General features: G+C 61.2%; 27 protein-coding genes. 13 read left to right on the top strand and 14 right to left on the bottom strand.

The window, feature by feature from the left end:
- Positions 1–47 precede the first annotated feature (47 nt).
- The 11 genes from C8K58_RS16940 (at position 48) to pdeM (ending at position 13,713) form a co-directional block, all read left to right on the top strand.
- A complete protein-coding gene (locus tag C8K58_RS16940; RefSeq protein ID WP_027604447.1) occupies positions 48–692 on the top strand; it encodes a glutathione S-transferase N-terminal domain-containing protein in 645 nt (214 codons plus the stop codon).
- A 142-nt stretch (positions 693–834) separates the two neighbouring features.
- Entirely contained in the window at positions 835–3,276 is a 2,442-nt protein-coding gene (locus tag C8K58_RS16935) for a penicillin acylase family protein (RefSeq protein WP_108573958.1), read from the top strand.
- Between the two features lie 201 nt (positions 3,277–3,477).
- Positions 3,478–4,482, top strand: a complete 1,005-nt coding sequence (locus tag C8K58_RS16930) for a ligase-associated DNA damage response exonuclease (RefSeq protein WP_108573957.1) — start codon at positions 3,478–3,480, stop codon at positions 4,480–4,482.
- Positions 4,479–6,113, top strand: coding sequence for an ATP-dependent DNA ligase (locus C8K58_RS16925; protein WP_108573956.1), 1,635 nt, complete (start codon positions 4,479–4,481; stop codon positions 6,111–6,113). Before C8K58_RS16930 ends, C8K58_RS16925 begins: the two co-directional genes overlap by 4 nt.
- A 233-nt stretch (positions 6,114–6,346) precedes the next feature.
- Positions 6,347–7,126: a transporter substrate-binding domain-containing protein gene (locus C8K58_RS16920; RefSeq protein WP_027604451.1), complete on the top strand. Its 780-nt coding sequence runs from the start codon at positions 6,347–6,349 to the stop codon at positions 7,124–7,126.
- Positions 7,127–7,183: 57 nt separating this feature from the next.
- A complete protein-coding gene (locus C8K58_RS16915; protein ID WP_027604452.1) occupies positions 7,184–7,912 on the top strand; it encodes an ABC transporter permease in 729 nt (242 codons plus the stop codon).
- The gene (locus tag C8K58_RS16910; RefSeq protein ID WP_027604453.1) at positions 7,909–8,619 is read left to right on the top strand and encodes an ABC transporter permease; all 711 of its coding nucleotides are present in this window, start codon (positions 7,909–7,911) and stop codon (positions 8,617–8,619) included. The genes C8K58_RS16915 and C8K58_RS16910 overlap by 4 nt, the downstream gene beginning before the upstream one ends.
- A 9-nt stretch (positions 8,620–8,628) precedes the next feature.
- A complete protein-coding gene (locus C8K58_RS16905; RefSeq protein ID WP_027604454.1) occupies positions 8,629–9,747 on the top strand; it encodes a succinylglutamate desuccinylase/aspartoacylase family protein in 1,119 nt (372 codons plus the stop codon).
- Positions 9,748–9,760: 13 nt separating this feature from the next.
- Positions 9,761–10,525: an ABC transporter ATP-binding protein gene (locus C8K58_RS16900; RefSeq protein ID WP_016973168.1), complete on the top strand. Its 765-nt coding sequence runs from the start codon at positions 9,761–9,763 to the stop codon at positions 10,523–10,525.
- Between the two features lie 57 nt (positions 10,526–10,582).
- Positions 10,583–13,063 carry a ligase-associated DNA damage response DEXH box helicase gene (locus C8K58_RS16895; protein ID WP_108573955.1) on the top strand — a complete coding sequence of 827 codons (2,481 nt, stop codon included), beginning with the start codon at positions 10,583–10,585 and terminating at the stop codon, positions 13,061–13,063.
- On the top strand, positions 13,063–13,713 hold the full coding sequence (gene pdeM / locus C8K58_RS16890; protein WP_098480263.1) for a ligase-associated DNA damage response endonuclease PdeM: 651 nt from the start codon (positions 13,063–13,065) through the stop codon (positions 13,711–13,713). Before C8K58_RS16895 ends, pdeM begins: the two co-directional genes overlap by 1 nt.
- Before the next feature lie 15 nt (positions 13,714–13,728).
- Here the strand turns inward: pdeM and C8K58_RS16885 are convergent, their stop codons facing one another.
- Together C8K58_RS16885 and dcd are read right to left on the bottom strand one after the other, a co-directional pair.
- Positions 13,729–13,929 carry a hypothetical protein gene (locus C8K58_RS16885; RefSeq protein WP_027604457.1) on the bottom strand — a complete coding sequence of 67 codons (201 nt, stop codon included), beginning with the start codon at positions 13,927–13,929 and terminating at the stop codon, positions 13,729–13,731.
- A gap of 107 nt (positions 13,930–14,036) precedes the next feature.
- Positions 14,037–14,603, bottom strand: a complete 567-nt coding sequence (gene dcd, locus C8K58_RS16880; protein ID WP_003172320.1) for a dCTP deaminase — start codon at positions 14,601–14,603, stop codon at positions 14,037–14,039.
- 389 nt (positions 14,604–14,992) lie between these two features.
- Here dcd and C8K58_RS16875 point away from each other — a divergent pair, with 389 nt between their 5' ends.
- Complete coding sequence (locus C8K58_RS16875; protein ID WP_002554837.1) at positions 14,993–15,202, top strand: cold-shock protein; 210 nt, start codon at positions 14,993–14,995, stop codon at positions 15,200–15,202.
- A gap of 209 nt (positions 15,203–15,411) precedes the next feature.
- On the opposite strand, the gene rpoS is transcribed toward C8K58_RS16875, so the two are convergent.
- From rpoS to C8K58_RS16835, 8 genes are all read right to left on the bottom strand, one after another.
- The gene (gene rpoS, locus C8K58_RS16870; protein WP_025855149.1) at positions 15,412–16,416 is read right to left on the bottom strand and encodes an RNA polymerase sigma factor RpoS; all 1,005 of its coding nucleotides are present in this window, start codon (positions 16,414–16,416) and stop codon (positions 15,412–15,414) included.
- Between the two features lie 105 nt (positions 16,417–16,521).
- Positions 16,522–17,358, bottom strand: coding sequence for a peptidoglycan DD-metalloendopeptidase family protein (locus tag C8K58_RS16865; protein WP_027604458.1), 837 nt, complete (start codon positions 17,356–17,358; stop codon positions 16,522–16,524).
- A gap of 207 nt (positions 17,359–17,565) precedes the next feature.
- The gene (locus C8K58_RS16860) at positions 17,566–18,201 is read right to left on the bottom strand and encodes a protein-L-isoaspartate(D-aspartate) O-methyltransferase (RefSeq protein WP_169899534.1); all 636 of its coding nucleotides are present in this window, start codon (positions 18,199–18,201) and stop codon (positions 17,566–17,568) included.
- A 41-nt stretch (positions 18,202–18,242) separates the two neighbouring features.
- Entirely contained in the window at positions 18,243–18,992 is a 750-nt protein-coding gene (surE, locus tag C8K58_RS16855) for a 5'/3'-nucleotidase SurE (RefSeq protein WP_027604459.1), read from the bottom strand.
- The gene (truD, locus tag C8K58_RS16850) at positions 18,980–20,038 is read right to left on the bottom strand and encodes a tRNA pseudouridine(13) synthase TruD (RefSeq protein ID WP_098480264.1); all 1,059 of its coding nucleotides are present in this window, start codon (positions 20,036–20,038) and stop codon (positions 18,980–18,982) included. The genes surE and truD overlap by 13 nt, the downstream gene beginning before the upstream one ends.
- The gene (gene ispF / locus C8K58_RS16845; protein ID WP_012722614.1) at positions 20,035–20,508 is read right to left on the bottom strand and encodes a 2-C-methyl-D-erythritol 2,4-cyclodiphosphate synthase; all 474 of its coding nucleotides are present in this window, start codon (positions 20,506–20,508) and stop codon (positions 20,035–20,037) included. The genes truD and ispF overlap by 4 nt, the downstream gene beginning before the upstream one ends.
- 54 nt (positions 20,509–20,562) lie before the next feature.
- Positions 20,563–21,408, bottom strand: coding sequence for an S-formylglutathione hydrolase (gene fghA / locus C8K58_RS16840; RefSeq protein ID WP_027604461.1), 846 nt, complete (start codon positions 21,406–21,408; stop codon positions 20,563–20,565).
- Positions 21,409–21,416: 8 nt separating this feature from the next.
- Positions 21,417–22,529, bottom strand: a complete 1,113-nt coding sequence (locus tag C8K58_RS16835; RefSeq protein ID WP_017137160.1) for an S-(hydroxymethyl)glutathione dehydrogenase/class III alcohol dehydrogenase — start codon at positions 22,527–22,529, stop codon at positions 21,417–21,419.
- Between the two features lie 108 nt (positions 22,530–22,637).
- On the opposite strand from C8K58_RS16835, the gene C8K58_RS16830 reads away from it, so the two are divergent.
- Positions 22,638–23,534: a LysR substrate-binding domain-containing protein gene (locus C8K58_RS16830; RefSeq protein ID WP_027604462.1), complete on the top strand. Its 897-nt coding sequence runs from the start codon at positions 22,638–22,640 to the stop codon at positions 23,532–23,534.
- Here C8K58_RS16830 and ispD read toward each other — a convergent pair whose 3' ends face one another.
- From ispD to kdsA, 4 genes are all read right to left on the bottom strand, one after another.
- Complete coding sequence (gene ispD, locus C8K58_RS16825; RefSeq protein WP_027604463.1) at positions 23,535–24,242, bottom strand: 2-C-methyl-D-erythritol 4-phosphate cytidylyltransferase; 708 nt, start codon at positions 24,240–24,242, stop codon at positions 23,535–23,537.
- Positions 24,239–24,517: a cell division protein FtsB gene (gene ftsB / locus C8K58_RS16820; RefSeq protein WP_003172294.1), complete on the bottom strand. Its 279-nt coding sequence runs from the start codon at positions 24,515–24,517 to the stop codon at positions 24,239–24,241. Before ftsB ends, ispD begins: the two co-directional genes overlap by 4 nt.
- A gap of 170 nt (positions 24,518–24,687) precedes the next feature.
- A complete protein-coding gene (gene eno / locus C8K58_RS16815; protein WP_027604464.1) occupies positions 24,688–25,977 on the bottom strand; it encodes a phosphopyruvate hydratase in 1,290 nt (429 codons plus the stop codon).
- 157 nt (positions 25,978–26,134) lie between these two features.
- Positions 26,135–26,980 carry a 3-deoxy-8-phosphooctulonate synthase gene (gene kdsA, locus C8K58_RS16810; protein ID WP_027604465.1) on the bottom strand — a complete coding sequence of 282 codons (846 nt, stop codon included), beginning with the start codon at positions 26,978–26,980 and terminating at the stop codon, positions 26,135–26,137.
- Between the last annotated feature and the right edge of the window lie 4 nt (positions 26,981–26,984).

Here is a 26,984-nt window from a genome sequence, read left to right as displayed (position 1 = left end):
TATACCTACAGGCATTCGCTCAAGCATCACCACTTTTGGAGAGCTTCATGATCGACCTGTATTACTGGACCACCCCCAACGGTCACAAAGTATCGCTGTTCCTGGAAGAAGCCGGTCTGCCCTACAACGTGCACCCGATCAACATCGGCCAGGGCGACCAGTTCAAGCCGGACTTCCTGAAGATTGCCCCCAACAACCGCATCCCGGCGATCGTCGATCAGAACCCGAGCGACGGCGGCGCGCCGATCTCGCTGTTTGAATCCGGCGCGATCCTGCTGTACCTCGCGGAAAAAACCGGCCAATTCATTCCAAAAGACCTGCGCGGTCGCCAGGAAGCCCTGCAATGGTTGTTCTGGCAAATGGGCGGACTCGGGCCGATGGCGGGTCAGAACCATCATTTCAGCCAGTTCGCACCGGAGAAAATCCCCTACGCGATCAAGCGCTACGTAGATGAAACCGCCCGTCTGTACGGTGTGCTGGACCGACGTCTGGCGGACCGTGCGTTCGTGGCGGGTGAGGACTACAGCATTGCCGATATGGCGATCTATCCGTGGATCGTTTCCCACAAATGGCAGAGCCAGCGCCTGGAAGATTTCCCACACGTTCATCGCTGGTTCAATAGCATCAAGGAACGGCCAGCGACGGTTCGGGCGTATGAATTAGTCCAAAAGGTCAATCCGCCTGAATCCTGACCTGAAGTCGTGCGCGGTCAACAGGTGGGAGGGGCGGTGCGACTCAAGATCTAACGCTTTACCCAAACTCCTGCTTGCGTCGTTTCACCGCGCTCACTAACGTAGCGCCTTTACTGACGCTACCCCCCGCAGGAGCTTTGCCATGGCCTCGCCAGCCCTCTCACATTTTCTTCCCCGGTTCGGCGTTGCCGCGGCAGTGGCCAGTGCATTAAGCCTGGCCGGTTGCCAGCTCCAGAGCACCCAGGAGACCCTGCCGCCAGTGGCCGGCGTACAGCCGATCAAGGGCCTCGCACAGAATGTTTCGATACGCCGCAACGCCCAGGGCATGCCGCTGATCGAAAGCAACACTTTCCACGACGCGCTGTTCAGCCTCGGTTATGTACACGCCAGTGACCGTATCACCCAGATGGTCAGCCTGCGCCTGCTGGCCCAGGGCCGCCTGGCGGAAATGTCCGGGCCTGAGGTGCTGGATGTGGACCGCTTCATGCGCGCGGTCAACCTGAAAAAAAGCGCCGGCGAGCTGTACAACGCCTCGTCGCCGCGTCTCAAGCGCTTCTTCGAAGTGTATGCCCGTGGCGTCAATGCCTACCTGTTCCGCTACCGCGACAAGCTGCCGCCGGACCTGGCCCAGACCGGCTACAAGCCTGAGTACTGGAAGCCGGAAGATTCGGCGCTGCTGTTCTGCCTGCTGAATTTCAGCGAGTCGGCCAACCTGCAGGAAGAGCTGGCGTCGTTGCTGCTGGCGCAAAAGGTCGGCGTGGACAAACTCGCCTGGCTGACACCGAGCGCGCCGGATGAGCCGATCCCCCTGGCCGAAGCCGAAAAACTCAAGGGCGTGAACCTCAGCCAGATCACCGGCCTGGCCGGGCTGGACACGGTCAGCCAGCAATTGAGCAGCCTCAACTCGCTGGCGGTTACCACGTCGAGCAACTGGGCCATCGGCCCGCAACGCAGTCGCAGCGGCAAGAGCCTGCTGGCAGGCAACCTCGCCGCCCAGCCGCAGGCGCCGTCACCGTGGAACTACGTGCAGATTCGCGCACCGAAATACCAGGCCGTCGGCGCCTCGATTGCCGGCCTGCCGACCCTGTTGTCCGGTTTCAACGGCAACGTGGCGTGGAGCATGAGCACGGTCAAGGGCGATACCCAGGACCTGTTCCTGGAGAAGGTCAAACGCCAGGGCAGCGCGTTGTACTACGAGAACAACGGAAAATGGCTGCCGGCAGCGGTGCGTAATGAAACTTTCTTCGTCAAGGGTCAACGCTCGATTCGCGAAGTGGTGTACGAAACCCGCCACGGTGCCCTGCTCAACAGCAGCCAGGCCCTGACCAGCGGTTTTGGCCTGGCCCTGCAAACCGCCGACTTCAAGGATGACAAGAGCCTCGACGCATTCTTCGACCTGTCCCGCGCGCAAAACGCCGGCAAGTCCTCGGACGCAACCCGCAACATTCGCGCCATTGCCTTGAACATGGTCTTCGCTGACGCCGGCAGCATTGGCTGGCAGGTCACCGGCCGCTTCCCCAACCGCCGCGAAGGCGAAGGCCTGCTGCCCTCGCCCGGCTGGGATACGCGCTTTGACTGGGACGGTTACGCCGACGCGATGCTGCACCCCTATGACCAGGACCCGGCCCAAGGCTGGATCGGCACCGCCAACCAACGCACCGCGCCGCGCGGCTACGGCATGCAGCTGTCCAACTCCTGGGATGCGCCGGAGCGCAGCGAGCGCCTGGCGCAACTGGCCAATGCGGGCAAGCACGACAGCCGCAGCATGATCGCCATGCAATACGACCAGACCACCACCTTCGCCGCCAAGCTCAAGACCATGTTCCAGGCGCCGGGCATGGCCCAGCCCTTGAAGCAGGCGATTGATGCGCTGCCGGCGGCCGACCAGGCCAAGGCACGGGAAGCACTGAAGCGCCTGATGGCGTTCGACGGCCGCCTGGTGTCGACGTCCGCCGACGCGGCGCTCTACGAATTGTTCCTGCAGGAAAGCACCCGGCAGATCTTCCTCGACGAACTGGGGCCGGAAAACAGTGCCAGCTGGAAAGCCTTTGTCAGCAACGCCAACCTGTCCTATGCCGCCCAGGCCGACCACCTGCTGGGCCGCGAAGACAGCCCGTTCTGGGACGACGTGCGCACCGCGCAAAAAGAAGACAAACCCGCCATCCTCGCCCGCAGCCTGGCCGCCGCGATCACCGCCGGCGAGAGCCAACTGGGTGCTGACCACAAGGCCTGGCAGTGGGGCAAGCTGCACAGCACCACCTGGAAAAACACCAGTGGCCAAGTGATTCGCGGCCCGCTGGCGTCCGGTGGCGACCACAACACCTTGAACCCGGCGCCGTACAGCTGGGGCCAGGACTTCAACACCACCCAGGTGCCGGCGCTGCGCATGATCGTCGACTTCGGCCAGCTGGAGCCGATGATGGGCCAGGGTGGCATCGGCCAATCCGGCAACCCGGCCAGCCCGAACTACGCCAATGGCATCGACCCGTCGCTCAAGGCGCAATACCTGAGCTTCCCGATACAGCCGCAGAACTTCGAGAAGGTATATGGGAAGGCCAGGTTGACCCTGACCCCAGGCAAGTGACCTGACTTCCACCTGGTGAAACCGGATCCAAATGTGGGAGGGGGCTTGCCCCCGATAGCGGTGTATCAGTCACCGATGTTTTGGCTGAACCACTGCTATCGGGGGAAAGCCCCCTCCCACATTTGGACTGCATGCATTCAGATAGAACTTCTGCGCTCGCCCCCGCCTCATACCTGATAAGCCCATCGCCCCGGTCACCCCATGGACCTTGTCATCGCCCGGCCCGAAGGCCTCTACTGCCCCGCCGGAGATTTCTACATCGATCCCTGGCGTCCCGTGGAACGCTCCGTCATCACCCACGCCCATGGCGACCACGCCCGCACGGGCAATCAACACTACCTGGCCGCCGCCCCTGGCGAAGGCATCCTGCGCTCGCGCCTGGGCCAGGACATCAACCTGCAGACCCTGGCCTATGGCGAAAAACTCGTCCACCACGGCGTGACCCTGAGTTTTCACCCGGCCGGGCATGTACTCGGCTCGGCCCAGGTGCGCCTGGAATACCAGGGCGAAGTCTGGGTGGCGTCCGGCGATTACAAAGTGGAACCCGACGGCACCTGCGCGCCTTTCGAACCGGTGCGTTGCCATACCTTTATCACCGAATCCACCTTTGGCCTGCCGATCTACCGTTGGCAGCCCCAGGCGCAGATTTTCGCCGGGATCAACGACTGGTGGCAGGCCAATATCGCCGCCGGCAAAGCCAGCGTGTTGTTCTGTTATTCCTTCGGCAAAGCCCAACGCATCCTGCATGGCATCGACGCCAGCATCGGCCCGATCCTCAGCCATGGCGCGGTCGAGCCGCTGAACCGGGTGTACCGCGAGGCCGGCATTTATATTCCCGAAACCCTCTACGCCGGCGAATTCAAAAAGACCGACCCATTGCTGCGCCAGGCCCTGATCATCGCGCCGCCGTCCGCCGGTGGCAGCAGTTGGATCAAGCGCTTCGGCGACTACAGCGATGCCTTCGCCAGCGGCTGGATGCGCCTGCGCGGTACCCGGCGGCGGCGCGGGGTGGACCGAGGGTTCGTGCTGTCGGACCACGCCGACTGGCCCGGGCTGCTGTGGGCGATCGAACAAACCGGGGCCGAACGGGTGATGGTCACCCACGGCTCCGTCGGGGTATTGGTACGCCACCTGCGGGAAAAAGGCCTGGATGCCCAGGGCTTCACCACCGAATACGGCGATGCCGAAGAGGAGGCCACGGCATGAAAGCCTTCGCCGAGCTGTACGCCAACCTCGATGCCACCACCTCCAGCAATGCCAAGCTCGCGGCCCTGCAAGCCTACTTCCTGCAAGCGCCGCCTGAAGACGCTGCGTGGGCGGTGTATTTCCTGTCCGGCGGACGACCGCGGCAATTGGTACCGACGCGTCTGCTGCGGGACATGGCCACCGAAGCATCCGGCATCGAGCCGTGGCTGTTCGAAGAAAGCTACCAATCGGTAGGCGACCTGGCCGAGACGATTTCCCTGCTCCTGCCGGAATCCACCTACACCTCCGAGGACGGCCTCGCCGTATGGCTGGAAGAAAAACTCCTGCCGCTGCGTGGCCTGTCGCCCCTGGACCTGGCCGAACGGTTACCGGCGTTATGGGCGCAACTGGACCAGCCGAGCCTGATGGTGTGCATCAAGTTGATCACCGGCAGCTTTCGCGTCGGCGTGTCCAAATTGCTGGTCACCCGTGCGCTCGCGGCCATGGCCGACCTCGACAGCAAGCGCGTCGCGCAGCGATTGGTGGGCTACACCGATTTGTCCAACCGACCGACAGCCGAAGGCTACCTCAAGCTGATCGCCGCCGAATCAGCCGACGAGCATGCGCAACGGGGCGGACAGCCTTATCCGTTTTTTCTCGCCCACGGGCTGGCGCAACCGGTGGAGCAATTCGACGCCTTGCTCGGTTCCCCCGCCGACTGGCAGGTGGAATGGAAGTGGGACGGCATTCGCGCACAGCTGGTCAAGCGCGAAGGCCGGCTGTGGATCTGGTCGCGGGGTGAAGAGCTGGTGACCGAGCGCTTCCCCGAACTGCACAGCCTGGTCAGTGGCCTGCCCGATGGCACGGTGATCGATGGCGAGATCGTGGTGTGGAAGGACTCGGTACAACCCTTCGCCCTTTTGCAGCAGCGCATTGGCCGCAAGACCCTGAGCAAAAAAGTGCTCGACGATGCCCCGGTTGCGCTCCTCGCCTATGACCTGCTGGAACATCAGGGCGACGACTGGCGCAACCACCCCCAGGCCGAACGTCGCGCCCAACTGGAACAGGTGATTGCCCAGTGCAACCAACCCGTGTTGCAGCCCTCGCCCCTGCTGACGGGCGCCACATGGCAGGACCTGGCACTGCAACGCGAAGCCTCCCGCAGCCTCGGCGTGGAGGGCATGATGCTCAAGGCTCGCGACGGCCTGTATGGCGTGGGCCGCACCAAAGACATGGGCCTGTGGTGGAAGTGGAAAGTCGACCCCTTCAGTGTCGATGCGGTGTTGATCTACGCCCAACGCGGCCATGGCCGGCGCGCCAGCCTCTACAGCGACTACACCTTTGCCGTATGGGATGGCCCGCCCGGCAGTGAACGCACGCTGGTGCCCTTCGCCAAGGCCTACTCAGGACTGACCGACGAAGAAATGCGCAAGGTCGACGCCATCGTGCGCAAGACCACCGTGGAGAAGTTCGGCCCGGTCAGCAGCGTGACGCCCAGCATGGTGTTCGAGCTGGGGTTTGAAGGCATTGCCCTGTCCAAGCGGCACAAGAGCGGGATTGCGGTGCGCTTTCCGCGGATGTTGCGTTGGCGCCAGGACAAGGCAGTGGATGAGGCGGATAACCTTGCCACCCTGCAGGACTTACTGGCCTGACCCAGAACACCGCCCCTCCCACAATCGGATCTCCAAATGTTCCGAAATAGTGCGCTCGATTTTCAATGCCCATTTTCCGGCATCTCCTACACTCATGACTCCCTTGTCCCACCTTTTAAAACGCTCATTCGGAACTATGGTGCAGAAATTGCTACTCGTGATCCGTCTGACACCGTTCAGTAACAGTCCTAAACGCGCCACAAGCGCTTATCTTGGTTTCCAGGGATTAAATAATGAAAAAAGCATTGCTGACCCTTTCTGCACTGGCTCTGTGCATGGCCGCCGGTACCGCGCTGGCCAAGGAATACAAGGAACTGCGTTTTGGTGTCGATCCGTCCTACGCACCGTTCGAATCCAAGGCGGCCGATGGCAGCCTGGTAGGCTTCGATATCGACCTGGGCAATGCGATCTGCGCCGAACTGAAAGTGAAGTGCAAGTGGGTCGAGAGTGACTTTGACGGCATGATTCCAGGCCTCAAAGCCAACAAGTTCGACGGAGTGATTTCGTCCATGACCGTGACCCCGGTGCGCGAGAAGGCCATCGATTTCTCCAGCGAGCTGTTCTCCGGCCCGACCTCGCTGGTGTTCAAGAAAGGCGCGGGGTACTCGACCCCAGAGTCCCTCAAGGGCAAATCCGTGGGCTACGAGCAAGGCACCATCCAGGAAGCCTACGCCAAGGCGGTACTGGATAAAGCCGGTGTGACCACCAAGGCCTACGCCAACCAGGACCAGGTTTACGCCGACCTGACTTCCGGTCGTCTCGACGCTTCCGTGCAGGACATGCTGCAGGCCGAACTGGGCTTCCTGAAGTCTCCGGCCGGTGCCGGCTATGAAGTCAGCGCCGCCATCGATGACCCATTGCTGCCATCGAAAACCGCCATCGGTATCAAAAAAGGTAACACTGAACTGAAGGCCCTTTTGGATAAAGGTATCAAAGCGTTACACGATGATGGCACCTACGCCACCATCCAGAAGAAACACTTTGGCGATCTGAACCTGTACAGCGGCAAATAATGCCTGGGGCGCCCCTTCTCTCAAGGGGCGCTTTTTTATCGCCATAGGTCCTGATTTATGTTCGAAGAACTGTTGCAAACCCTCGGGCTGAGCGCACTCAGCCTGAAGGGTTTCGGCCCGTTGTTGCTGCAAGGCACCTGGATGACCATCAAGTTGTCGGTGCTGTCCCTGATCGTCAGCGTATTGCTGGGCCTGCTCGGCGCCAGCGCCAAACTTTCCAGCTTGCCCTTCCTGCGTATCCCCGCCCAGCTCTACACCACCCTGATTCGCGGTGTACCCGACCTGGTGCTGATGCTGTTGATTTTCTACAGCCTGCAAACCTGGCTCACCGGCCTGACCGACTTCATGGAATGGGAATACATCGAGATCGACCCATTCAGCGCCGGGGTGATCACCCTGGGCTTTATCTACGGTGCTTATTTCACCGAGACGTTTCGCGGAGCAATCCTCGCCGTGCCCCGTGGCCAGCTGGAAGCCGCCACGGCCTACGGCCTCAAGCGCGGGCAACGCTTTCGCTACGTGACCTTCCCGCAGATGATGCGCTTTGCCCTGCCGGGTATCGGCAACAACTGGATGGTGATGCTCAAGGCCACGGCCCTGGTGTCGATCATCGGTCTGGCGGACCTGGTCAAGGCCGCCCAGGATGCCGGCAAAAGCACCTACCAACTGTTCTACTTCCTGGTGCTCGCCGCGCTGATCTACCTGTTGATCACCAGCGCGTCCAACTTCGTCCTGCGTCGTCTTGAACGTCGCTACTCCGCAGGCTCACGGGAGGCGGTGCGATGATCGAACTCTTGCAGGAATACTGGCGCCCCTTCCTCTATAGCGACGGCCAGCACATCACCGGCCTGGCCATGACCCTGTGGCTGCTCAGCGCCGCCCTGGTCATCGGCTTTGTGGTGTCGATCCCGCTGTCCATCGCCCGTGTATCGCGCAACCCGCTGGTACGCTGGCCGGTGCAGTTCTACACCTACCTGTTCCGTGGCACGCCGCTCTATATCCAGTTGCTGATCTGCTACACCGGCATCTACAGCATCGCCGCCGTACGCGAACAACCGCTGCTGGATGCGTTCTTTCGCGATGCGATGAACTGCACGATCCTGGCCTTCGCCCTCAACACCTGCGCCTACACCACGGAGATTTTCGCCGGGGCCATCCGCAGCATGGCCCACGGCGAAGTCGAGGCGGCCAAGGCCTACGGTTTAAGCGGCTGGAAGCTGTACGCCTACGTCATCATGCCTTCGGCGTTGCGCCGCTCGTTGCCCTACTACAGCAACGAAGTGATCTTGATGCTGCACTCGACCACGGTAGCGTTTACCGCGACGATTCCGGACATCCTCAAGGTGGCACGGGACGCCAACTCGGCCACGTTCATGACGTTCCAATCATTCGGTATCGCCGCGCTGATCTACCTGACCGTGACCTTTGCCCTGGTCGGTCTGTTCCGTCTGGCGGAGCGCCGTTGGCTGGCGTTTCTCGGGCCCAGCCATTAAGGAGCCTTCATGCATCATCAGGTACACGATCTGATCGCGCCGGTGCCAGGCACGGCGCGGCAGATTCACAGTTTCCACTTCGGCCCCGAACACGCCGAGGGCAAGGTCTATATCCAGTCATCGCTGCATGCCGATGAACTGCCGGGCATGCTGGTGGCCTGGCACCTGAAGGTGCGCCTGGCCGAGCTGGCGGCAGCCGGGCGGTTACTGAGCGAGATCGTGCTGGTGCCCATCGCCAATCCGGCAGGCCTGGAACAGGTGTTGATGGACACCCCGCTGGGCCGCTACGAGTTGGAAAGCGGGCAGAACTTCAATCGCCTGTTTGTCGACCTCAGCGAAGAAGTGGGCGACCAGGTCGAAGCGTTGCTCGGGGATGATCCCCGGCACAACGTCGAGCTGATCCGTGCCGCGTTGAGCACCGCCCTCGCCGGGCAAACCGCCACGACCCAATTGCTCGCTCAACGGCTGGTGCTGCAACGCCTGGCCTGCGATGCCGACATGGTGCTGGACCTGCATTGCGACTTCGAAGCCGTGGCGCACCTCTACACCACGCCCGAAGCCTGGCCGCAGGTGGAACCGCTGGCACGCTATATCGGCTCGGAGGCCAATCTGCTTGCCACCGATTCCGGCGGGCAATCCTTCGATGAGTGTTTCACCCTGGTGTGGTGGCAGCTGCAACAACGCTTTGGCGCGCGCTTCCCGATTCCCATGGGCAGTTTTTCGGTGACCGTCGAACTGCGTGGCCAGGGCGACGTCAACCATGGGTTGGCCGCCCTCGACTGCCAGGCAATCATCGACTACCTGATTCACTTCGGCGCGATTGCCGGCGACGCCGCACCGCTGCCCGAACTGCCCTACCCCGCCACGCCGCTGGCGGGCGTCGAACCCGTGGCAACGCCGGTGGGCGGCCTGCTGGTGTTCAGCGCCCTGCCCGGTGAATACCTGGAAGCCGGGCAACTGATCGCCGAAATCATCGACCCCATTACCGACCGCGTAACGCCCGTGCACTGCCAGAAGGCCGGCCTGCTTTACGCCCGTTCGCTGCGCCGCATGGCCACTGCCGGGATGGTCATCGGCCATGTCGCAGGCACCGAGGCCTACCGCAGCGGCTATCTACTTTCGCCTTGAGGATGCACGCCCCATGTACAAATTGACCGTTGAAGGCCTGCATAAAAGCTATGGCGACAATGAGGTGCTCAAAGGCGTCTCGCTCAAGGCCAGGACCGGTGATGTGATCAGCCTGATCGGCGCCAGCGGCTCGGGCAAAAGCACCTTTTTGCGTTGCATCAACTTCCTGGAAACCCCCAACGACGGCGCCATGACCCTCGACGGCCAGCCGATCCGCATGGTCAGCGACCGCCACGGCATGCGCGTGGCCGACGATGCCGAACTGCAGCGCCTGCGCACGCGACTGGCGATGGTGTTCCAGCATTTCAACCTGTGGAGCCATATGAGCGTGCTGGAAAACATCACCATGGCCCCGCGCCGGGTGCTGGGTTGCAGCAAAAAGGACGCCGAAGACCGCGCCCGTCGCTACCTGGACAAAGTGGGTTTACCGGCACGCGTGGCGGACCAATACCCGGCGTTCCTGTCCGGTGGCCAGCAGCAACGGGTGGCCATCGCCCGTGCCCTGGCCATGGAGCCGGAAGTGATGCTGTTCGACGAACCCACCTCGGCCCTCGACCCGGAGTTGGTGGGTGAAGTGTTGAAGGTCATCCAGGGCCTGGCCGAGGAAGGCCGCACCATGATCATGGTGACCCACGAAATGAGCTTTGCACGCAAGGTATCCAGCCAGGTGCTGTTCCTGCACAAGGGCCTGGTGGAAGAGCAAGGCGCGCCGGAGGATGTGCTGGGCAATCCGAAGAGCGAACGCCTGCAACAGTTCCTGAGCGGCAATTTGAAGTAAACCTTTGCGACGCCTGGAGGGTCTGTGGAATAGGCCCTCCAGAGCGTTCGCCGCCCCATGGCAAAACCCCTCGACTTCGCCAAAACGTGGTTTGCCGCCAAAGGCTGGAAGCCGTTCGCTTTCCAGAAAGACGTATGGACGGCGGTCAGGGATGGCCGCTCGGGCTTGCTGCACGCCAGCACCGGCGCCGGCAAAACCTACGCCCTGTGGTTTGCCGCCCTCAACCGTTTCGCGATCACCCGACCGCCCGCCACCGGTAAACGCAAACCGCCGGCTGAGCCACTGACCGTGCTGTGGATCACGCCCATGCGTGCGTTGGCCGCCGACACCGCACGCGCCCTCGAAGCGCCGCTCGAGGCCTTGCAGATTCCCTGGAGCGTCGGCCTGCGCACCGGCGATACCAGCAGCAGCGAGCGTGCCCGGCAAACCCGACGCCAGCCCACCGCACTGGTCACCACCCCGGAAAGCCTGACCCTGATGCTCGCCCGCGCCGACAGCGAAACGAGCCTGGCGCACCTGCGCATGGTGGTGGTGGATGAATGGCATGAGCTGATCGGCAACAAGCGCGGCGTGCAGTTGCAGCTGGCGTTGGCGCGGCTGCGGCGTTGGCATCCTGAACTGATGGTGTGGGGCATTTCGGCCACCCTCGGTAACCAGTCCCACGCTCTGGAAGTGCTGGTCCCACAAGGGGACGGAATTAATGTGCAGGGGCAAACGGCCAAGCAGTTGCACGTCGACACCTTGCTGCCGCCCATCGCCGAGCGGTTTCCCTGGGCCGGGCATATCGGCTTGAAGATGCTGCCGCAGGTGGTCGCCGAGGTCGACGCCAGCAGCAGTTGCCTGGTGTTTACCAACACGCGGGCGCAGTCGGAAATCTGGTATCAGGCGCTGCTCGATGCACGCCCGGATTGGGCCGGGGTGATTGCCCTGCACCATGGTTCGCTGGCCCGCGAGACCCGCGACTGGGTGGAGCGGGCGTTGAAAGACGGTCAGCTCAAGGCGGTGGTGTGCACCTCCAGCCTGGACCTGGGGGTGGATTTTTTGCCGGTGGAGCGCGTGCTGCAAATCGGCTCGGCCAAAGGCGTGGCGCGCCTGATGCAACGCGCCGGGCGCTCCGGCCATGCACCCGGACGGCCGTCGCGGGTGACCCTGGTGCCGACCCACAGCCTGGAACTGGTGGAAGCCGCTGCGGCCCAGGACGCCATTGCAGCGCGGCGCATCGAAGCCCGCGAATCGCCCAACAAGCCGTTGGATGTGCTCGTACAACATTTGGTGAGCATGGCCCTGGGCGGTGGCTTTACGCCGCAGGCGCTGCTGGCGGAGGTGCGTGGCGCCTGGGCCTATCGTGACCTCAGCGAGGCCGATTGGGCCTGGGCCCTGGGTTTTGTACGGCATGGCGGCTTATCGCTGACCGCTTACCCGGATTACCGCCGCGTGGCGCCGGACGAGCACGGCATCTGGCGCGTCCCCGATGCCCGGCTTGCGCGCCGCCATCGCATGAGCGTGGGCACCATTGTCAGCGACGCCAGTATCCAGCTGAAATTCTGGAGCAAGGGCGGCGGTGGCAAGAACCTGGGCAGTGTCGAGGAAGGTTTTATCGCACGCCTCAAGCCGGGTGATGGCTTCTTGTTTGCCGGACGCCTGCTGGAATTGGTGCGGGTGGAAAACATGACCGCCTATGTGCGCCGCAGCAGCGCCAAAAAAGCTGCCGTACCCCGCTGGAATGGCGGGCGCATGCCCCTTTCCAATGAGCTGGCCCAAGCCGTGGTGGAGCGCTTCGATGCGGCCGCGCACGGGGTCTACGAGGGGCCGGAAATGCGGGCTGTGCAAACCCTGCTTCAGACACAATTGCGCTGGTCCGGCTTGCCGACGCGCGAGCACTTGTTGGCCGAAGCCTTGAAATCGCGGGAGGGCTGGCACCTGTTCCTCTACCCGTTTGCCGGCCGCCAGGTGCACCTGGGACTCGCGAGTCTGCTGGCGTGGCGGGTCAGCCAGCAGCAGCCTGTGACCTTCTCGATTGCCGTCAACGATTATGGCTTGGAGTTGCTCAGCGCCACCGAGTTGGATTGGCCACGCTTGCTGAATGGGGCGCTGCTGAGCCCGAAGCAGTTGCTGGCAGACGTAGCAGCCAGCCTGAACGCCGGGGAACTCGCCCTGCGCCGCTTTCGCGAGATTGCGCGTATCGCCGGGCTGGTGTTTGCCGGTTACCCCGGCGCGCCGAAAAGCACGCGCCAGGTGCAGGCATCCAGCGGGTTGTTCTTTGAAGTGTTCAAGCAATATGACCCGCAAAACCTGTTGCTGGCCCAGGCGGGGGAAGAAGTCCTGCGCGACGAATTGGATATTCGTCGGCTGGAAGAGACCTTGCTTCGCCTCTCGGCGCTGACACTGGACGTGCATAGGATCGAACGTCCTACGCCCCTGGCCTTCCCACTGCTGGTAGAACGGATGCGCGAAAGCATGAGTTCGGAAAAACTCTCGGAGCGCATTGCGCGGATGGTCAAGGACTTGGAAAAAGTCGCCGATAACGGCAAACGCTGATGGTGTGCTCAGTGACGCTGGAGGGCGAAGAGCTGTGGCTGTTGGCGGATAAGGCGCTCTACTGGCCCGCGCGCCAGTGCCTGCTGATCGCCGATGCACACTTTGGCAAGGCATCGGCCTATCGCAGCCTGGGCCAGCCGGTACCGCAAGGCACCACCACCGAGAATCTGCAGCGCCTGGATCGGCTGTTGGCGGCCGTACCGTGCGCCCAGGTAATCTTTCTCGGCGATTTCCTCCACGGGCCCGGCTCCCACGCCAGCGGCACCCTCAGCGCCTTGAGAGCCTGGCGAGCACGTCATTGCGACCTGTCGATGACCTTGATTCGCGGTAATCACGATAAACGCGCGGGCGACCCACCGGCTGACTTGAACATCGAAGTGGTCCCGGAGCCCCTGTTGATGGGCCCTTTCGCCCTGCAACACGAACCGCACGCCCATGCCAGCCACCATGTGCTGGCGGGGCATGTGCACCCGGTGTATCGCTTACGCGGCAAGGGCCGGCAGAGCCTGCGCCTGCCGTGTTTCCAGTTCGGCACACGCGTCAGCCTGCTGCCGGCGTTTGGGGCGTTTACCGGGGGGCATACGGTGGAGCAGGACAATGACCGCCGAATCTTTGTCATCGGCGATCACCAGGTGTGGCAGGTGCGCTGACCGGCCTTGCGGGTATCAGGCGACCGGTGCGGGAGGCGGCTCGTCCGGAAGGGTCGGCTCACCGGGCTCGGTGGGCTGCTGTGGCCAATCCTCATCGGGTTGGCCGGGGATGCCGCCTGCATAGGCGGGATCAGCCATCAGGGACCAGGCCAGAACGCCAATCTGGTTGGGTTCAAGCCGGGCAAGTTCTGCGCTGATTCGCGGGTCAATCTTCATAAGGCACTCCTCAAGCGTGGCTCGGTGCGTTTTGCACGCACCGAGGCAGTACACCCAATAGAGTCACTTTCTCCGGACTAATTCCCTTTACGCGTAGGACCTTTCGATCAAGCGCGTGGCAAGGTGACGCCGCGCTGGCCTTGGTACTTGCCGGCGCGGTCTTTGTAGGACACTTCACAGGCCTCGTCAGACTGCAGGAACAGCATCTGCGCCACGCCTTCGTTAGCGTAGATTTTCGCCGGCAGGGTGGTGGTGTTGGAGAACTCCAGGGTCACGTGGCCTTCCCACTCAGGCTCAAGTGGCGTCACGTTGACGATAATGCCGCAGCGCGCGTAGGTGCTTTTACCCAGGCAGATGGTCAGCACGTCGCGGGGAATCCGGAAGAATTCCACGGTGCGTGCCAGGGCAAAGGAATTCGGCGGGATAATGCACACGTCGCTTTTCACATCGACGAAGCTCTTTTCGTCGAAGTTCTTCGGATCCACGATCGCCGAGTTGATGTTGGTGAACACCTTGAACTCGTCGGCGCAGCGCACATCGTAGCCGTAGCTGGAAACGCCGTACGAGATCACGCGGTCATCGCCTTCACCACGAATCTGGCGCTCGACGAACGGTTCGATCATGCCGTGCTCTTGCGCCATGCGGCGAATCCACTTGTCCGATTTGATGCTCATGGCGGGTGTCCTGAATAGCGAGGTGGAAAAATTCTGTGGGGCATCTTACCGGGGCCGGCGTTGGGGTTCAAAGGGCGTCGGGCTTTTCTTGATGAACGCACCGGCTGTCATAAGGCGCAGCCAGCGGGGCCGGGACCCGCATTGCCGCAACCGGTGTGTGTAAATACCACCGCCAGTCACGAAAATAGAGAAACCTTCGGAAATACCATTGGCACGTTCCGGAAAAAGGGTTAAGGTGGCGCCACTGTGCTGCTTGTGTCACTGAGAATCTCTACACGATATGTTGAATTTCGATCCAACCATCTCCAAGAATTTTTCCTGCTCTTTGCACTCAGTCTCGGCCAGGGCTTTTCCTGAGTCGCAGTTAACTTTGTCCAAGGAGATACACCATGTCTAATCGCCAAACTGGTACCGTTAAGTGGTTCAACGATGAAAAAGGCTTCGGCTTCATCACTCCACAATCCGGTGACGACCTGTTCGTTCACTTCAAAGCTATCCAATCCGACGGCTTCAAAAGCCTGAAAGAAGGCCAACAGGTTTCTTTCATCGCTACCCGCGGTCAGAAAGGCATGCAAGCTGAAGAAGTTCAAGTTATCTAACTTGTACTGACTCAGTCAAAAAGACCCCGCCCTTAAAAGCGGGGTTTTTTTATGCCTGGGATTTGGGCATACATGAATAAAATGTCGTGCGCAAAAAATGTGGGAGGGGGCTTGCCCCCGATGGCGGTGTAGCAGTCGATACTTGCATTGACTGACAGACCACTATCGGGGCAAGCCCCCTCCCACATTCAAGCACTCAAGCGGCGTCGTTATTGAAACAACGACTCGCTCGACAAGCCATTCTTCTCCAGGATCTCGCGCAAGCGCTTGAGCCCTTCCACCTGGATCTGCCGCACCCGCTCACGGGTCAGGCCAATCTCCAGGCCTACGTCCTCCAGCGTACTGCTCTCATGGCCACGCAGGCCGAAGCGGCGAATCACCACCTCACGCTGCTTGTCCGTGAGCTCCGACAGCCACTGGTCAATGCTTTGGGAAAGATCATCATCCTGCAACAGCTCGCAGGGATCCGTAGGACGATCATCCGTCAGGGTGTCCAGCAGGGTTTTATCCGAGTCCGGACCCAGCGAGACGTCGACCGAAGACACACGCTCGTTAAGACCCAGCATGCGCTTGACCTCCCCTACCGGTTTTTCCAGCAGGTTGGCGATTTCTTCGGGCGAGGGTTCATGATCGAGTTTTTGAGTGAGCTCACGTGCCGCCCGCAGGTACACGTTGAGCTCCTTGACCACATGGATCGGCAACCGGATCGTGCGGGTCTGATTCATGATCGCCCGTTCGATGGTCTGGCGAATCCACCAGGTGGCATAGGTCGAGAAGCGGAAGCCCCGCTCAGGATCGAACTTCTCCACCGCCCGGATCAAGCCCAGGTTGCCCTCCTCGATCAGGTCCAACAAGGACAGCCCACGATTGACGTAGCGTCGGGCGATTTTCACCACCAGGCGCAGGTTGCTTTCAATCATGCGCTTGCGCCCAGCCGGATCACCCTTTTGCGACAAGCGCGCAAAATGGACTTCTTCTTCGGGAGTCAGCAGAGGGGAAAAGCCGATTTCATTGAGGTACAGCTGGGTCGCATCGAGCGCCCGGGTGTAATCAATGTATTTGTGTTGCTTTAACGCGGTGGAGTTCTTGGATTTGGTGCGAACTGAAGGTACAGCAGGTCCCTCATTCGACATCGATTCCGTAGCGATGCCGGTCTCCATAAGGAGAACCTCATCGTCGATGTCAAACTCCGGCGCTTCTTTACTGAGAGCCATTGTTATAGTCCTTTGGTGAGTTCGACCTCAAGCTCAAGCGACGCCTTTATCCTTGGCAACGCTGGAGCCTGTTCCTTCTACGTGAGGAACAGGCTGTGCAACATATCAACGACGGGGTAGGAATTGCAGTGGATCTACAGGCTTCCCTTGACGGCGAATCTCAAAGTGCAGTTTCACCCGGTCTGTACCAGTTGATCCCATTTCGGCAATTGTCTGTCCGACTTTGACCTGCTGCCCCTCCCGAACCAACAGCCTACGGTTGTGGCCGTAAGCACTGACGTAGGTATCGCTGTGTTTGATGATGACCAGCTCGCCGTAGCCCCGCAAACCACTCCCGGCGTACACCACCGTCCCATCAGACGCAGCTAAAACAGGCTGTCCCAAATCCCCGGCAATATCAATGCCTTTATTCAAACTGCCGTTTGAAGAGAATTTTCCAATTAACACTCCATTTGAGGGCCATCCCCAACCGGTCGGCGCAGGCCCTGCGGGGGGCAACGGCGCGGGTGCCGGCTTGTTCGCGACACTCGGCGCAGCGGTACCCGCAGGCCGGGTAATGATGGTGGTTTTGCTCGAAGACGACGGCGAAGATCCGGTGTTTGTCACAACTGCCGTAGGGGTAGAACCGGTGCGACCGTCAAAGCGAATCGTCTGACCCGGATGTATCGTGTAGGGCACAGGAATATTGTTACGGGCTGCGAGGGCCTTGTAGTCCCAGCCATAACGGAAGGCAATCGAGAACAAGGTGTCGCCCTTGCGCACGACATACTGCCCGGTGGTCACCGTCGGCTTTTGTGGTGCAGCGTTATTGCGGTCAACCACCCGTGCACCGCTGCTTGGCGAGCTGGAACACCCTACCAGAAGGGAACCAAAGACAAGGCCAAGCACCAGTCGCTGAAAACTTGTTTTACTCATACGCTGCGCAAGACCTGTGAGACTCACCCGCCGCTCCCTTTGTGGTGGCTGAACATGAATGCCTGTATCAGGCTTGAAATATGACGCAAGTATAACTGGGCATTGAAGTTTTACCGTCACGCGACTGAAACGAATCATTCAGCGCGTTGAATCGCCCCGCCCATCATGTTGACTTGATAGACCCCGCCGTAAGACACATCCTCACCAACAGAATTCACTGCCCGCGAAAAATGATCAGGCCAGCGGGCCATTGAGCAACGGCACAAAACGCACGGCGCCGAGTACATGCCGGGAAAAACCATCGTCTTCACGGACAATAAGCATCAATTGTTGCACTTCACCGGAACCCACCGGAATGACCAGCCGCCCTCCCGGGGCCAGTTGATCGAGCAGTGCCTGCGGCACATCCGTGGCCACGGCAGTGACGATAATCCCGTTGTAGGGCGCCAGCGCCGGCCAGCCTTCCCAACCATCGCCCCAGCGGAATACCACGTTGCGCAGGTTCAGCTCCACCAGGCGTTCCTTGGCGCGATCCTGCAGCACCTTGATGCGCTCCACCGAGAACACCCGCTCCACCAGTTGCGACAGCACCGCCGTCTGGTAGCCGGAACCGGTGCCGATCTCCAGCACTTTGTCCAGCGGCCCCGCCGCCAGCAGCAGCTCGCTCATGCGCGCAACCATATATGGCTGGGAGATGGTCTGGTTATGGCCGATGGGCAATGCCGTGTCTTCGTAGGCACGATGGGCCAAGGCTTCATCGACAAAGAGGTGCCGAGGCGTACGCCGGATCACTTCCAACACCTGGGCGTTGGAAAGCCCCTCTTCGTACAGGCGCTGGATCAAACGCTCACGGGTGCGCTGGGAGGTCATCCCGATGCCCCGGCGCAGCAGGTCGTCTTGTTCACGAGCCATCAGCGCAGCCCCTCCAGCCAGCCATCGAGACTACTGAAGGCATCACTGAAGGTGCGATCAAGTTGCAACGGGGTAATCGACACATAGCCTTGCATCACCGCGTGAAAGTCCGTGCCTGGGCCACCGTCTTCGGCATCGCCCGCTGCCGCGATCCAATAGCCTTCCTTGCCACGCGGGTCGACGACCTTCAACGGCGCTGCCGCGCGGGCGCGATGGCCCAGGCGCGTAAGCTGGATACCGCGAATGTGGTCGAGGGGCAAATTGGGAATGTTGACGTTGAGCACCGTGCGCGGCGGCAGGTCCAGGGCGCCATGGGCCTCCACCAGCTTGCGCGCGAAATAGGCCGCGGTGGGCAAGTTGTCCAGTTGCCGCGATGCCAACGAAAACGCAAACGAGGTACGGCCGAGGAAGCGTCCTTCAAGCGCCGCCGCCACCGTGCCGGAATACAGCACGTCGTCGCCCAGGTTGGCGCCGAGGTTGATGCCCGACACCACCAGGTCCGGCTCCTGGTCCAACAAACTGTTGATCGCCAGGTGCACGCAGTCGGTGGGGGTGCCGTTCACACTGATAAAGCCATTGGCCAGAACCTGCGGGTGCAGCGGACGGTCGAGCGTCAGCGAACTGCTGGCGCCGCTCTTGTCCTGGTCGGGGGCAACCACCACGCACTCGGCGTAATCCTGCAGCGCAGCATAGAGCGCGGCAAGGCCGGGTGCGGTGGCACCGTCATCGTTTGATATCAGAATACGCATGGGCTGTCCGTCTGCCCCACCGGCACCAGATCAACAAGCTCGCGCACCAAGACAGTGGCGAAGCATCCGGCCGGCAGGACGAATTCCAATTGCAGAATGTCAGGCCCGGGATAATGCCACGTCAACCCGCCAATGGGCAGTCGCAGAATGCGACGTTCCTGGCTCATGCCGGCACTCACCAGCCAATCACGCAGGTCGGCTTCACCGGCGGCGACCGCCTGCTCCAACTCAAACGTGGCGCCTGTCGCCGGAGAATCACCCTCGCCCCACTGCGGGCCGGTGGGGTGCAGGTCCAGGATCGCCAGGCGCGGGTCGCTGCACTCAGCCTCCCCCGCCGGAAAAAAGCTGCGGCTGTCGGTAAACGCCAGCAGATCACCCACTTGCGCGCGCTGCCAGGAACCGTCGGCGACACGTGCCGCCAACACTTTGTTGAAGAGGAAGCTACGCGCGGTGGACAACAACCGCGAACGCACATTGCGTTGCTCCGGCAAGGCCTTGCGCGCGGCCCATTCGCGGGCGTCGACGACATTGCCACCATTGTGGCCAAAACGCTGGGCGCCGAAATAGTTGGGGATGCCGTGCTGGGCAATCAATTGCAGCCGCGCGTCAATGGCGGCGGTATCACCGGCCAATTGGGTCAGGCGCAAGGTAAAGCCGTTGGCCGAATGCGCGCCGCGCTGCAGCTTGCGCTTGTGGCGGGCGGTTTTCAGGATCCTGAGGGTGTCGTTTTCCGCACCGCTCATGTCCGGATCGGCCTTGCCCGGCAATTGAACGCTGAACCACTGGCGGGTCAACGCCTGACGGTCCTTGAGCCCGGCATAGCTGACAGTGCGCAACGGCACGCCAGCCGCCTTGGCGATACGCCGCGCGGCTTCCTCGGTATTGAGCCCGCGCTTCTCAACCCACAACCACAGGTGCTCGCCTTCGCCGCTGAGCGGAATATCGAGCACTTCGTCGACCTGAAAATCTTCAGCCGTGGCCTTCAGGACCGCGCTGCCCAGGGCCTCGCCATAGGCACGCGGGCCCAGCAGTTGCAGGTCGTTCATGCGCGCAGCAACAAGGCGACGGAGTGCACCGCGATGCCCTCTTCACGACCGGTGAACCCGAGCTTTTCGGTGGTGGTGGCTTTCACGTTGACTTGATCCAATTCAATTTGCAGGTCTGCGGCAATCAGTGCGCGCATGGATTCGATATGCGGGGCCATTTTCGGCGCCTGGGCCACGATGGTGTTATCGACATTGCCGACCTTCCAGCCCTTGGCATGGATCAGGCCGACCACATGGCGCAGCAGGACACGGCTGTCCGCGCCCTTGAAGGTGGGATCGGTATCCGGAAAGTGCTTGCCGATATCGCCCAGCGCCGCCGCGCCGAGCAAGGCATCGCTCAAGGCATGCAGGACAACGTCGCCGTCGGAATGAGCCAGCAACCCATGGTGGTGTGCAATGCGCACGCCGCCCAGGGTGATGAAATCGCCTTCAGCGAAACGGTGCACATCGTAGCCGTGGCCAATACGCATAAAAAAACGCCCCGATTTAATTCAGGGCGTGATTCTACCTACTTTTGCCTCATATTAACCGAGCAAAGCACGACCATGATGTCGCAAATGATCTTCGATGAAGCTGGCGATAAAGAAGTAGCTGTGGTCGTAGCCAGGCTGCAGGCGCAGTTCCAGCGGATGGCTGGCCGCCTTGGCCGCTTGCTGCAAGGCTTCGGGCTTGAGCTGCACGGCAAGGAAATCGTCGCGGTCGCCCTGGTCCACCAGCAACGGCAGCTTTTCCGAGGCTTCGCCGATCAGCACACAGGCATCCCATTCACGCCATTTGGCGCGCTCTTCACCCAGGTAACGGGAGAAAGCTTTCTGGCCCCACGGGCAATCCATCGGATTGTTAATCGGCGAAAACGCCGACACCGACAGGTAACGCCCAGGGTTGCGCAGGGCACACACCAACGCACCGTGGCCGCCCATGGAGTGGCCGCTGATACCGCGTTTGTACGAAGCCGGGAAATGCGCTTCAACCAATGCCGGCAATTCCTGCACCACGTAGTCATGCATCCGATAGTGCTTGGCCCACGGTTCCTGCGTGGCATTCAGGTAAAACCCTGCGCCCAGACCGAAATCCCAGGCGTTATCCGGGTCGCCCGGTACACCGGGCCCACGTGGGCTGGTGTCCGGCGCCACGATGATCAACCCCAGTTCCGCCGCCATGCGCTGGGCACCGGCTTTCTGCATGAAGTTCTCATCGGTGCAGGTCAGGCCGGACAGCCAGTACAGCACCGGCAGCTTGCCGCCCTGCTCCGCTTGCGGCGGCAGGTAGACGGCGAAAGTCATGTCGCAGCCGAGCACATCGGAGTGATGTTTGTAGCGTTTATGCCAGCCGCCGAAGCTCTTCTGGCACGACAGGTTTTCCAGACTCATGGCCGACCTCAGAAGTGGATGACGGTACGAATGCTCTTGCCTTCATGCATCAGGTCAAACGCTTTGTTGATGTCTTCCAGGCCCATGGTGTGGGTGATGAAAGTGTCCAGCGGAATCTCGCCGGTCTGGGCCATTTCCACGTAGCTTGGCAACTCGGTACGGCCGCGTACGCCACCGAACGCCGAGCCACGCCAGACGCGACCGGTCACCAGCTGGAACGGGCGGGTGGAGATTTCCTGGCCGGCACCGGCAACGCCGATGATCACCGACTCGCCCCACCCCTTGTGGCAGCACTCGAGCGCGGCACGCATCAGTTGCACGTTGCCGATGCACTCGAAGGAAAAGTCCACGCCGCCGTCAGTCAAATCGACAATCACGTCCTGGATCGGGCGGTCATAATCTTTCGGATTGATGCAGTCGGTAGCGCCCAGTTGCTTGGCGATCTCGAACTTGGCCGGGTTGATGTCAATCGCGATGATACGGCCGGCCTTGGCCTTGACCGCACCGATCACGGCCGACAGGCCGATACCGCCAAGACCGAAGATCGCCACGGTGTCACCCGGCTTGACCTTGGCGGTGTTGATTACCGCACCGATGCCGGTGGTGACGCCACACCCGAGCAGGCAGACCTTCTCCAGCGGCGCTTCTTTGGGAATTTTGGCAACGGAAATTTCCGGCAGCACGGTGTACTCGGAGAACGTCGAGGTGCCCATGTAGTGGAAAATCGGCTGACCCTTGTAGGAAAAACGCGTGGTGCCATCCGGCATCAGGCCTTTGCCTTGGGTGGAACGAATGGCCTGGCACAGGTTGGTCTTACCCGAGAGGCAGAACTTGCACTTGCCGCATTCCGGGGTGTACAGCGGGATCACATGGTCGCCCACCGCCACCGAAGTCACGCCTTCGCCGATGGCTTCGACCACCGCACCGCCTTCATGGCCAAGGATGGAGGGGAAGATGCCTTCCGGGTCAGCGCCGGACAGGGTGTAGGCATCGGTATGGCAAACCCCGGAGGCGACCACACGCAACAGCACTTCGCCCGCCTTGGGCATGGCCACATCGACTTCCACGATCTCGAGGGGTTTCTTGGCTTCAAAGGCAACGGCAGCGCGGGACTTGATCATCCAGGTTTCTCCAGGGCGTTAAAAATGATGGAGAGAGTGTAAAACATGGCTCCATGATTAATAATCCAGGCAAAAGCAAAACTTTATTGCTGTACAGGGATAATCGCTATGCTGGAGAACCGCTGGGAAGGCATCGATGAATTCGTTGCCGTCGCCGAATGCAGCCAATTTACGGCGGCTGCCGAGCGGCTGGGTGTGTCTTCGTCCCACATCAGCCGCCAGGTGGCACGCCTGGAAGAGCGCCTGCAAACGCGGTTGCTGTATCGCAGTACCCGTAAGGTGACCCTGACCGAAGCAGGTCAGACATTTCTGCAACATTGCCAGCGCCTGCAGGACGGCCGCGAAGAAGCCCTGCGCGCCGTGGGCGACCTCACCAGCGAACCGAAAGGCATGTTGCGCATGACCTGCGCGGTGGCCTATGGCGAGCGTTTCATCGTGCCGCTGGTGACGCGGTTCATGGGCCTGTACCCGCAATTGCGGGTGGATATCGAATTGAGCAACCGCCAACTGGATCTGGTGCACGAAGGCCTCGACCTGGCGATTCGCCTGGGGCGCTTGCAGGATTCGCGCATGGTCGCCAGTCGCCTCGCACCTCGGCGTATGTACCTGTGCGCGTCGCCGTCCTACCTGGCGCGGTACGGACGGCCCCATAGCTTGTCGGAATTGAGTCGACATAACTGCCTGATCGGCAGCTCGGATATTTGGCAACTGGCCCAGGACGGGCGCGAATTTTCCCAACGGGTACAGGGAAACTGGCGCTGCAACAGTGGGCAAGCGGTGCTGGATGCGGCGCTGCAAGGGGTGGGGTTATGCCAACTGCCGGACTATTACGTGCTGGAGCATCTGCACAGCGGCGCGCTGGTGTCGTTGCTGGAGGCGCATCAGCCGCCGAATACGGCGGTGTGGGCGCTGTATCCGCAACAACGGCACTTGTCGCCGAAGGTCAGGAAGTTGGTGGATTTCTTGAAAGAGGGCTTGGCCGAGCGGCCGGAGTACAGCGGTTGATTAACGACGATTCGCCCAACGCAGTCGCAGCCACTCCAGGTCTTCCGGCCGGGTCACCTTGATATTGTCCGAGCGCCCTTCGATCAAGCGCGGCGCCTGCCCGGACCACTCCATCGCCGAGGCTTCATCGGTGATCACCGCATCGGCCACCAGGCTGTCAGCCAATGCGCGGTGCAAGGCCCCGAGGCGGAACATCTGCGGCGTATAGGCTTGCCAGATCAAGCTGCGGTCGACGGTTTCCACCACCCGCCCCTGCTTGTCGACACGCTTGAGGGTATCGCGAGCCGGCACCGCCAGCAGGCCGCCCACCGGATCGTCCGCCAATTCGACCAGCAGCTTGTCGAGGTCATCACGGCTCAAATTAGGCCGCGCCGCGTCATGCACTAACACCCAATCGTCATCGCCGGCGCCCAGGGCATTGAGTTGCAGCAGTGCATTGAGCACCGACCCCGAGCGCTCCGAACCACCGTCCGCACGTTGGATACGCGGGTCAGCGGCACACGCCAGGTCGGGCCAATACGGATCTTCAGCAGCAAGACTGACCACCAACCCCTTGAGGCTGGGATGGTCGAGAAAACAGCCAAGGCTGTGTTCGAGAATAGTGCGCCCGCCCAATTGCAAGTATTGCTTGGGACGGTCCGCGGCCATACGGGCACCGACGCCCGCGGCAGGTATCACGGCCCAGAAGGCCGGCAAACGGTAACTCATTGGGCCAACTGGTAGAGGGTTTCGCCCTCCTTGACCATGCCCAACTCATGACGGGCCCGTTCTTCAACGGTCTCGGTACCCTTTTTCAGCTCAAGCACTTCGGCATCGAGGACGCGGTTGCGCTCCAGCAGGCGTTCGTTCTCGGCGTGCTGGTCGGCAATTTGCTGGGTCAGGTCTTTTACCTGCGCAAAGCTGCCATTACCTACCCATAGGCGGTACTGCAGGCCAGCCAGCAACAAGAGCAAGACGAGGAACAACCAATTGGGACTGCGCATCGAATATCGGGTATCCAGTGGAAAAACACGCCATGCAAAACTTTTACAGCAACTGATAGCACGAAGCCTGGAAGAACCAGGCTTGTGCTTGATCGCCATCAGATTAGCGTCGAAACTCGCACCTTCGTGATCTTTCCGACGCAATCCACCGACTTTTTACCACTTACCGATCAGCCGCGAAACTCGCCGCGACCGTTGTACTTGGCTTTGCCGGCCAGTTGCTCTTCGATACGCAGCAATTGGTTGTACTTGGACACACGGTCGGAACGGCACAGGGAGCCGGTCTTGATCTGGCCCGCCGAAGTGCCCACGGCCAAGTCGGCGATGGTCGAGTCTTCGGTTTCGCCGGAGCGGTGCGAGATCACGGCGGTGTAGCCCGCAGCCTTGGCCATCTGGATGGCTTCCAGGGTTTCGGTCAGGGTGCCGATCTGGTTGAACTTGATCAGGATCGAGTTGGCGATCTTTTTGTCGATGCCTTCTTTCAGGATCTTGGTGTTGGTCACGAACAGGTCGTCACCCACCAGCTGGACTTTCTCGCCGATCTTGTCGGTGAGGATCTTCCAGCCATCCCAGTCGGACTCGTCCAGGCCGTCTTCGATCGAGATGATCGGATAGCGCTGGGTCAGACCCTTGAGGTAGTCGGCAAAACCTTCGGAGTTGAACACCTGGCCTTCGCCGGACAGGTTGTATTTGCCATCTTCGTAGAACTCGCTGGCGGCGCAGTCCAGGGCCAGGGTCACGTCGGTGCCCAGTGTGTAGCCGGCGTTGGCCACGGCTTCGGAGATCACTTTCAGTGCATCTTCGTTGGACGCCAGGTTTGGTGCGAAACCACCTTCGTCACCTACGGCAGTGCTCAGGCCACGAGCTTTCAGCACGGCTTTGAGGTGATGGAAAATCTCGGTGCCCATGCGCAGGCCTTCGGAGAAGGTCTTGGCGCCGACCGGCTGCACCATGAATTCCTGGATGTCGACGTTGTTATCGGCATGCTCGCCACCGTTGATGATGTTCATCATCGGAACCGGCATCGAGTAGACACCCGGGGTACCGTTCAGGTTGGCGATGTGGGCGTACAGCGGCAGGTCCTGGTCCTGGGCGGCCGCCTTGGCAGCAGCCAGGGACACGGCGAGGATGGCGTTGGCGCCGAGGCTGCCTTTGTTTTCAGTGCCGTCGAGCTTGATCATCGCGTGGTCCAGAGCTTTCTGGTCCAGCGGGTCCTTGCCCAGCAGCAGGTCACGGATCGGGCCGTTGATGTTGGCTACAGCCTTGAGGACACCCTTGCCCAGGTAACGGCTCTTGTCGCCATCACGCAGTTCCAGCGCTTCGCGCGAACCTGTGGAAGCACCGGACGGCGCGCAGGCGCTGCCGATGATGCCGTTATCGAGAAGCACGTCGGCTTCGACGGTGGGGTTGCCACGGGAGTCGAGAACTTCACGACCTTTGATGTCGACGATTTTTGCCATTGTTGTAAACACTCCAAAGTTGACGAAAACGACGCAGCTGAAGGAAATCTTTTGACCGACCGCAAGGGTGGAACAACGGGGCAGGCTTGCAGGCGACAAGGCTCAGGCCCGTAGGCCTGAGCGTAAAGCGTGGGAAAGTCTACCGGAGAATCAACGCTTACGCGGTCTCTACCGTCGGAAAACTCTTGACCAGTTCGTCCAACTGCTTGAGCTGGGCCAGGAATGGCTCCAGCTTGTCCAGGCGCAGGGCGCATGGGCCGTCGCATTTGGCGTTGTCCGGGTCCGGGTGGGCTTCGAGGAACAGGCCCGCCAGGGACTGGCTGATGCCGGCCTTGGCCAGGTCCAGTACCTGGGCACGGCGCCCACCGGCGGAATCGGCGCGACCACCGGGCATTTGCAGCGCGTGGGTCACGTCGAAGAACACCGGGTATTCGAACTGCTTCATGATGCCGAAACCGAGCATGTCCACCACGAGGTTGTTGTAGCCGAAGCTCGAACCGCGCTCGCAGAGGATCAACTGGTCGTTACCCGCTTCCACGCATTTGTTCAGGATGTGTTTCATCTCCTGGGGCGCGAGGAACTGGGCTTTCTTGATATTGATCACCGCACCGGTCCTGGCCATCGCGACCACGAGGTCGGTCTGGCGCGACAGGAAGGCCGGCAGCTGGATGATGTCGCACACCTCGGCGACCACGGCAGCCTGTTCAGGCTCGTGGACGTCGGTGATGATCGGCACGCCGAAGGCTTGCTTGATGTCCTGGAAGATCCGCATGCCTTCTTCAAGGCCCGGGCCGCGATAGGAGGTCACGGACGAACGGTTGGCCTTGTCGAAGCTGGCCTTGAACACGTAGGGGATACCCAGTTTCTCGGTAACCTTGACGTACTCTTCACAGACCTGCATCGCCATGTCACGGCTTTCCAGCACGTTCATGCCGCCGAACAGCACCATGGGCTTGTCGTTGGCAATCTCGATGTCGCCTACGCGAATGATCTTCTGGGCCATCAGG

Source organism: Pseudomonas sp. GV047 (assembly GCF_003058245.1).
GTDB lineage: Bacteria > Pseudomonadota > Gammaproteobacteria > Pseudomonadales > Pseudomonadaceae > Aquipseudomonas > Aquipseudomonas marginalis.
This window is presented reverse-complemented; position numbering and strand designations above follow the sequence as displayed.

Excerpts from the sequence above, each read along its gene's own strand:
- C8K58_RS16875 (WP_002554837.1), top strand. The coding sequence starts at position 14,993 with ATGTCTAATCGCCAAACTGGTACCGTTAAGTGGTTCAACGATGAAAAA.
- C8K58_RS16830 (WP_027604462.1), top strand. The coding sequence starts at position 22,638 with ATGCTGGAGAACCGCTGGGAAGGCATCGATGAATTCGTTGCCGTCGCC.
- dcd (WP_003172320.1), bottom strand. The coding sequence starts at position 14,603 with ATGAGCATCAAATCGGACAAGTGGATTCGCCGCATGGCGCAAGAGCAC.
- pdeM (WP_098480263.1), top strand. The coding sequence starts at position 13,063 with ATGGTGTGCTCAGTGACGCTGGAGGGCGAAGAGCTGTGGCTGTTGGCG.
- rpoS (WP_025855149.1), bottom strand. The coding sequence starts at position 16,416 with ATGGCTCTCAGTAAAGAAGCGCCGGAGTTTGACATCGACGATGAGGTT.
- eno (WP_027604464.1), bottom strand. The coding sequence starts at position 25,977 with ATGGCAAAAATCGTCGACATCAAAGGTCGTGAAGTTCTCGACTCCCGT.
- truD (WP_098480264.1), bottom strand. The coding sequence starts at position 20,038 with ATGAACGACCTGCAACTGCTGGGCCCGCGTGCCTATGGCGAGGCCCTG.
- C8K58_RS16940 (WP_027604447.1), top strand. The coding sequence starts at position 48 with ATGATCGACCTGTATTACTGGACCACCCCCAACGGTCACAAAGTATCG.
- C8K58_RS16905 (WP_027604454.1), top strand. The coding sequence starts at position 8,629 with ATGCATCATCAGGTACACGATCTGATCGCGCCGGTGCCAGGCACGGCG.
- C8K58_RS16925 (WP_108573956.1), top strand. The coding sequence starts at position 4,479 with ATGAAAGCCTTCGCCGAGCTGTACGCCAACCTCGATGCCACCACCTCC.
- C8K58_RS16930 (WP_108573957.1), top strand. The coding sequence starts at position 3,478 with ATGGACCTTGTCATCGCCCGGCCCGAAGGCCTCTACTGCCCCGCCGGA.
- surE (WP_027604459.1), bottom strand. The coding sequence starts at position 18,992 with ATGCGTATTCTGATATCAAACGATGACGGTGCCACCGCACCCGGCCTT.
- C8K58_RS16835 (WP_017137160.1), bottom strand. The coding sequence starts at position 22,529 with ATGATCAAGTCCCGCGCTGCCGTTGCCTTTGAAGCCAAGAAACCCCTC.
- ispD (WP_027604463.1), bottom strand. The coding sequence starts at position 24,242 with ATGAGTTACCGTTTGCCGGCCTTCTGGGCCGTGATACCTGCCGCGGGC.
- C8K58_RS16860 (WP_169899534.1), bottom strand. The coding sequence starts at position 18,201 with ATGACCTCCCAGCGCACCCGTGAGCGTTTGATCCAGCGCCTGTACGAA.
- C8K58_RS16935 (WP_108573958.1), top strand. The coding sequence starts at position 835 with ATGGCCTCGCCAGCCCTCTCACATTTTCTTCCCCGGTTCGGCGTTGCC.
- ispF (WP_012722614.1), bottom strand. The coding sequence starts at position 20,508 with ATGCGTATTGGCCACGGCTACGATGTGCACCGTTTCGCTGAAGGCGAT.
- C8K58_RS16920 (WP_027604451.1), top strand. The coding sequence starts at position 6,347 with ATGAAAAAAGCATTGCTGACCCTTTCTGCACTGGCTCTGTGCATGGCC.
- kdsA (WP_027604465.1), bottom strand. The coding sequence starts at position 26,980 with ATGGCCCAGAAGATCATTCGCGTAGGCGACATCGAGATTGCCAACGAC.
- C8K58_RS16915 (WP_027604452.1), top strand. The coding sequence starts at position 7,184 with ATGTTCGAAGAACTGTTGCAAACCCTCGGGCTGAGCGCACTCAGCCTG.
- C8K58_RS16910 (WP_027604453.1), top strand. The coding sequence starts at position 7,909 with ATGATCGAACTCTTGCAGGAATACTGGCGCCCCTTCCTCTATAGCGAC.
- C8K58_RS16885 (WP_027604457.1), bottom strand. The coding sequence starts at position 13,929 with ATGAAGATTGACCCGCGAATCAGCGCAGAACTTGCCCGGCTTGAACCC.
- fghA (WP_027604461.1), bottom strand. The coding sequence starts at position 21,408 with ATGAGTCTGGAAAACCTGTCGTGCCAGAAGAGCTTCGGCGGCTGGCAT.
- C8K58_RS16900 (WP_016973168.1), top strand. The coding sequence starts at position 9,761 with ATGTACAAATTGACCGTTGAAGGCCTGCATAAAAGCTATGGCGACAAT.
- ftsB (WP_003172294.1), bottom strand. The coding sequence starts at position 24,517 with ATGCGCAGTCCCAATTGGTTGTTCCTCGTCTTGCTCTTGTTGCTGGCT.
- C8K58_RS16895 (WP_108573955.1), top strand. The coding sequence starts at position 10,583 with ATGGCAAAACCCCTCGACTTCGCCAAAACGTGGTTTGCCGCCAAAGGC.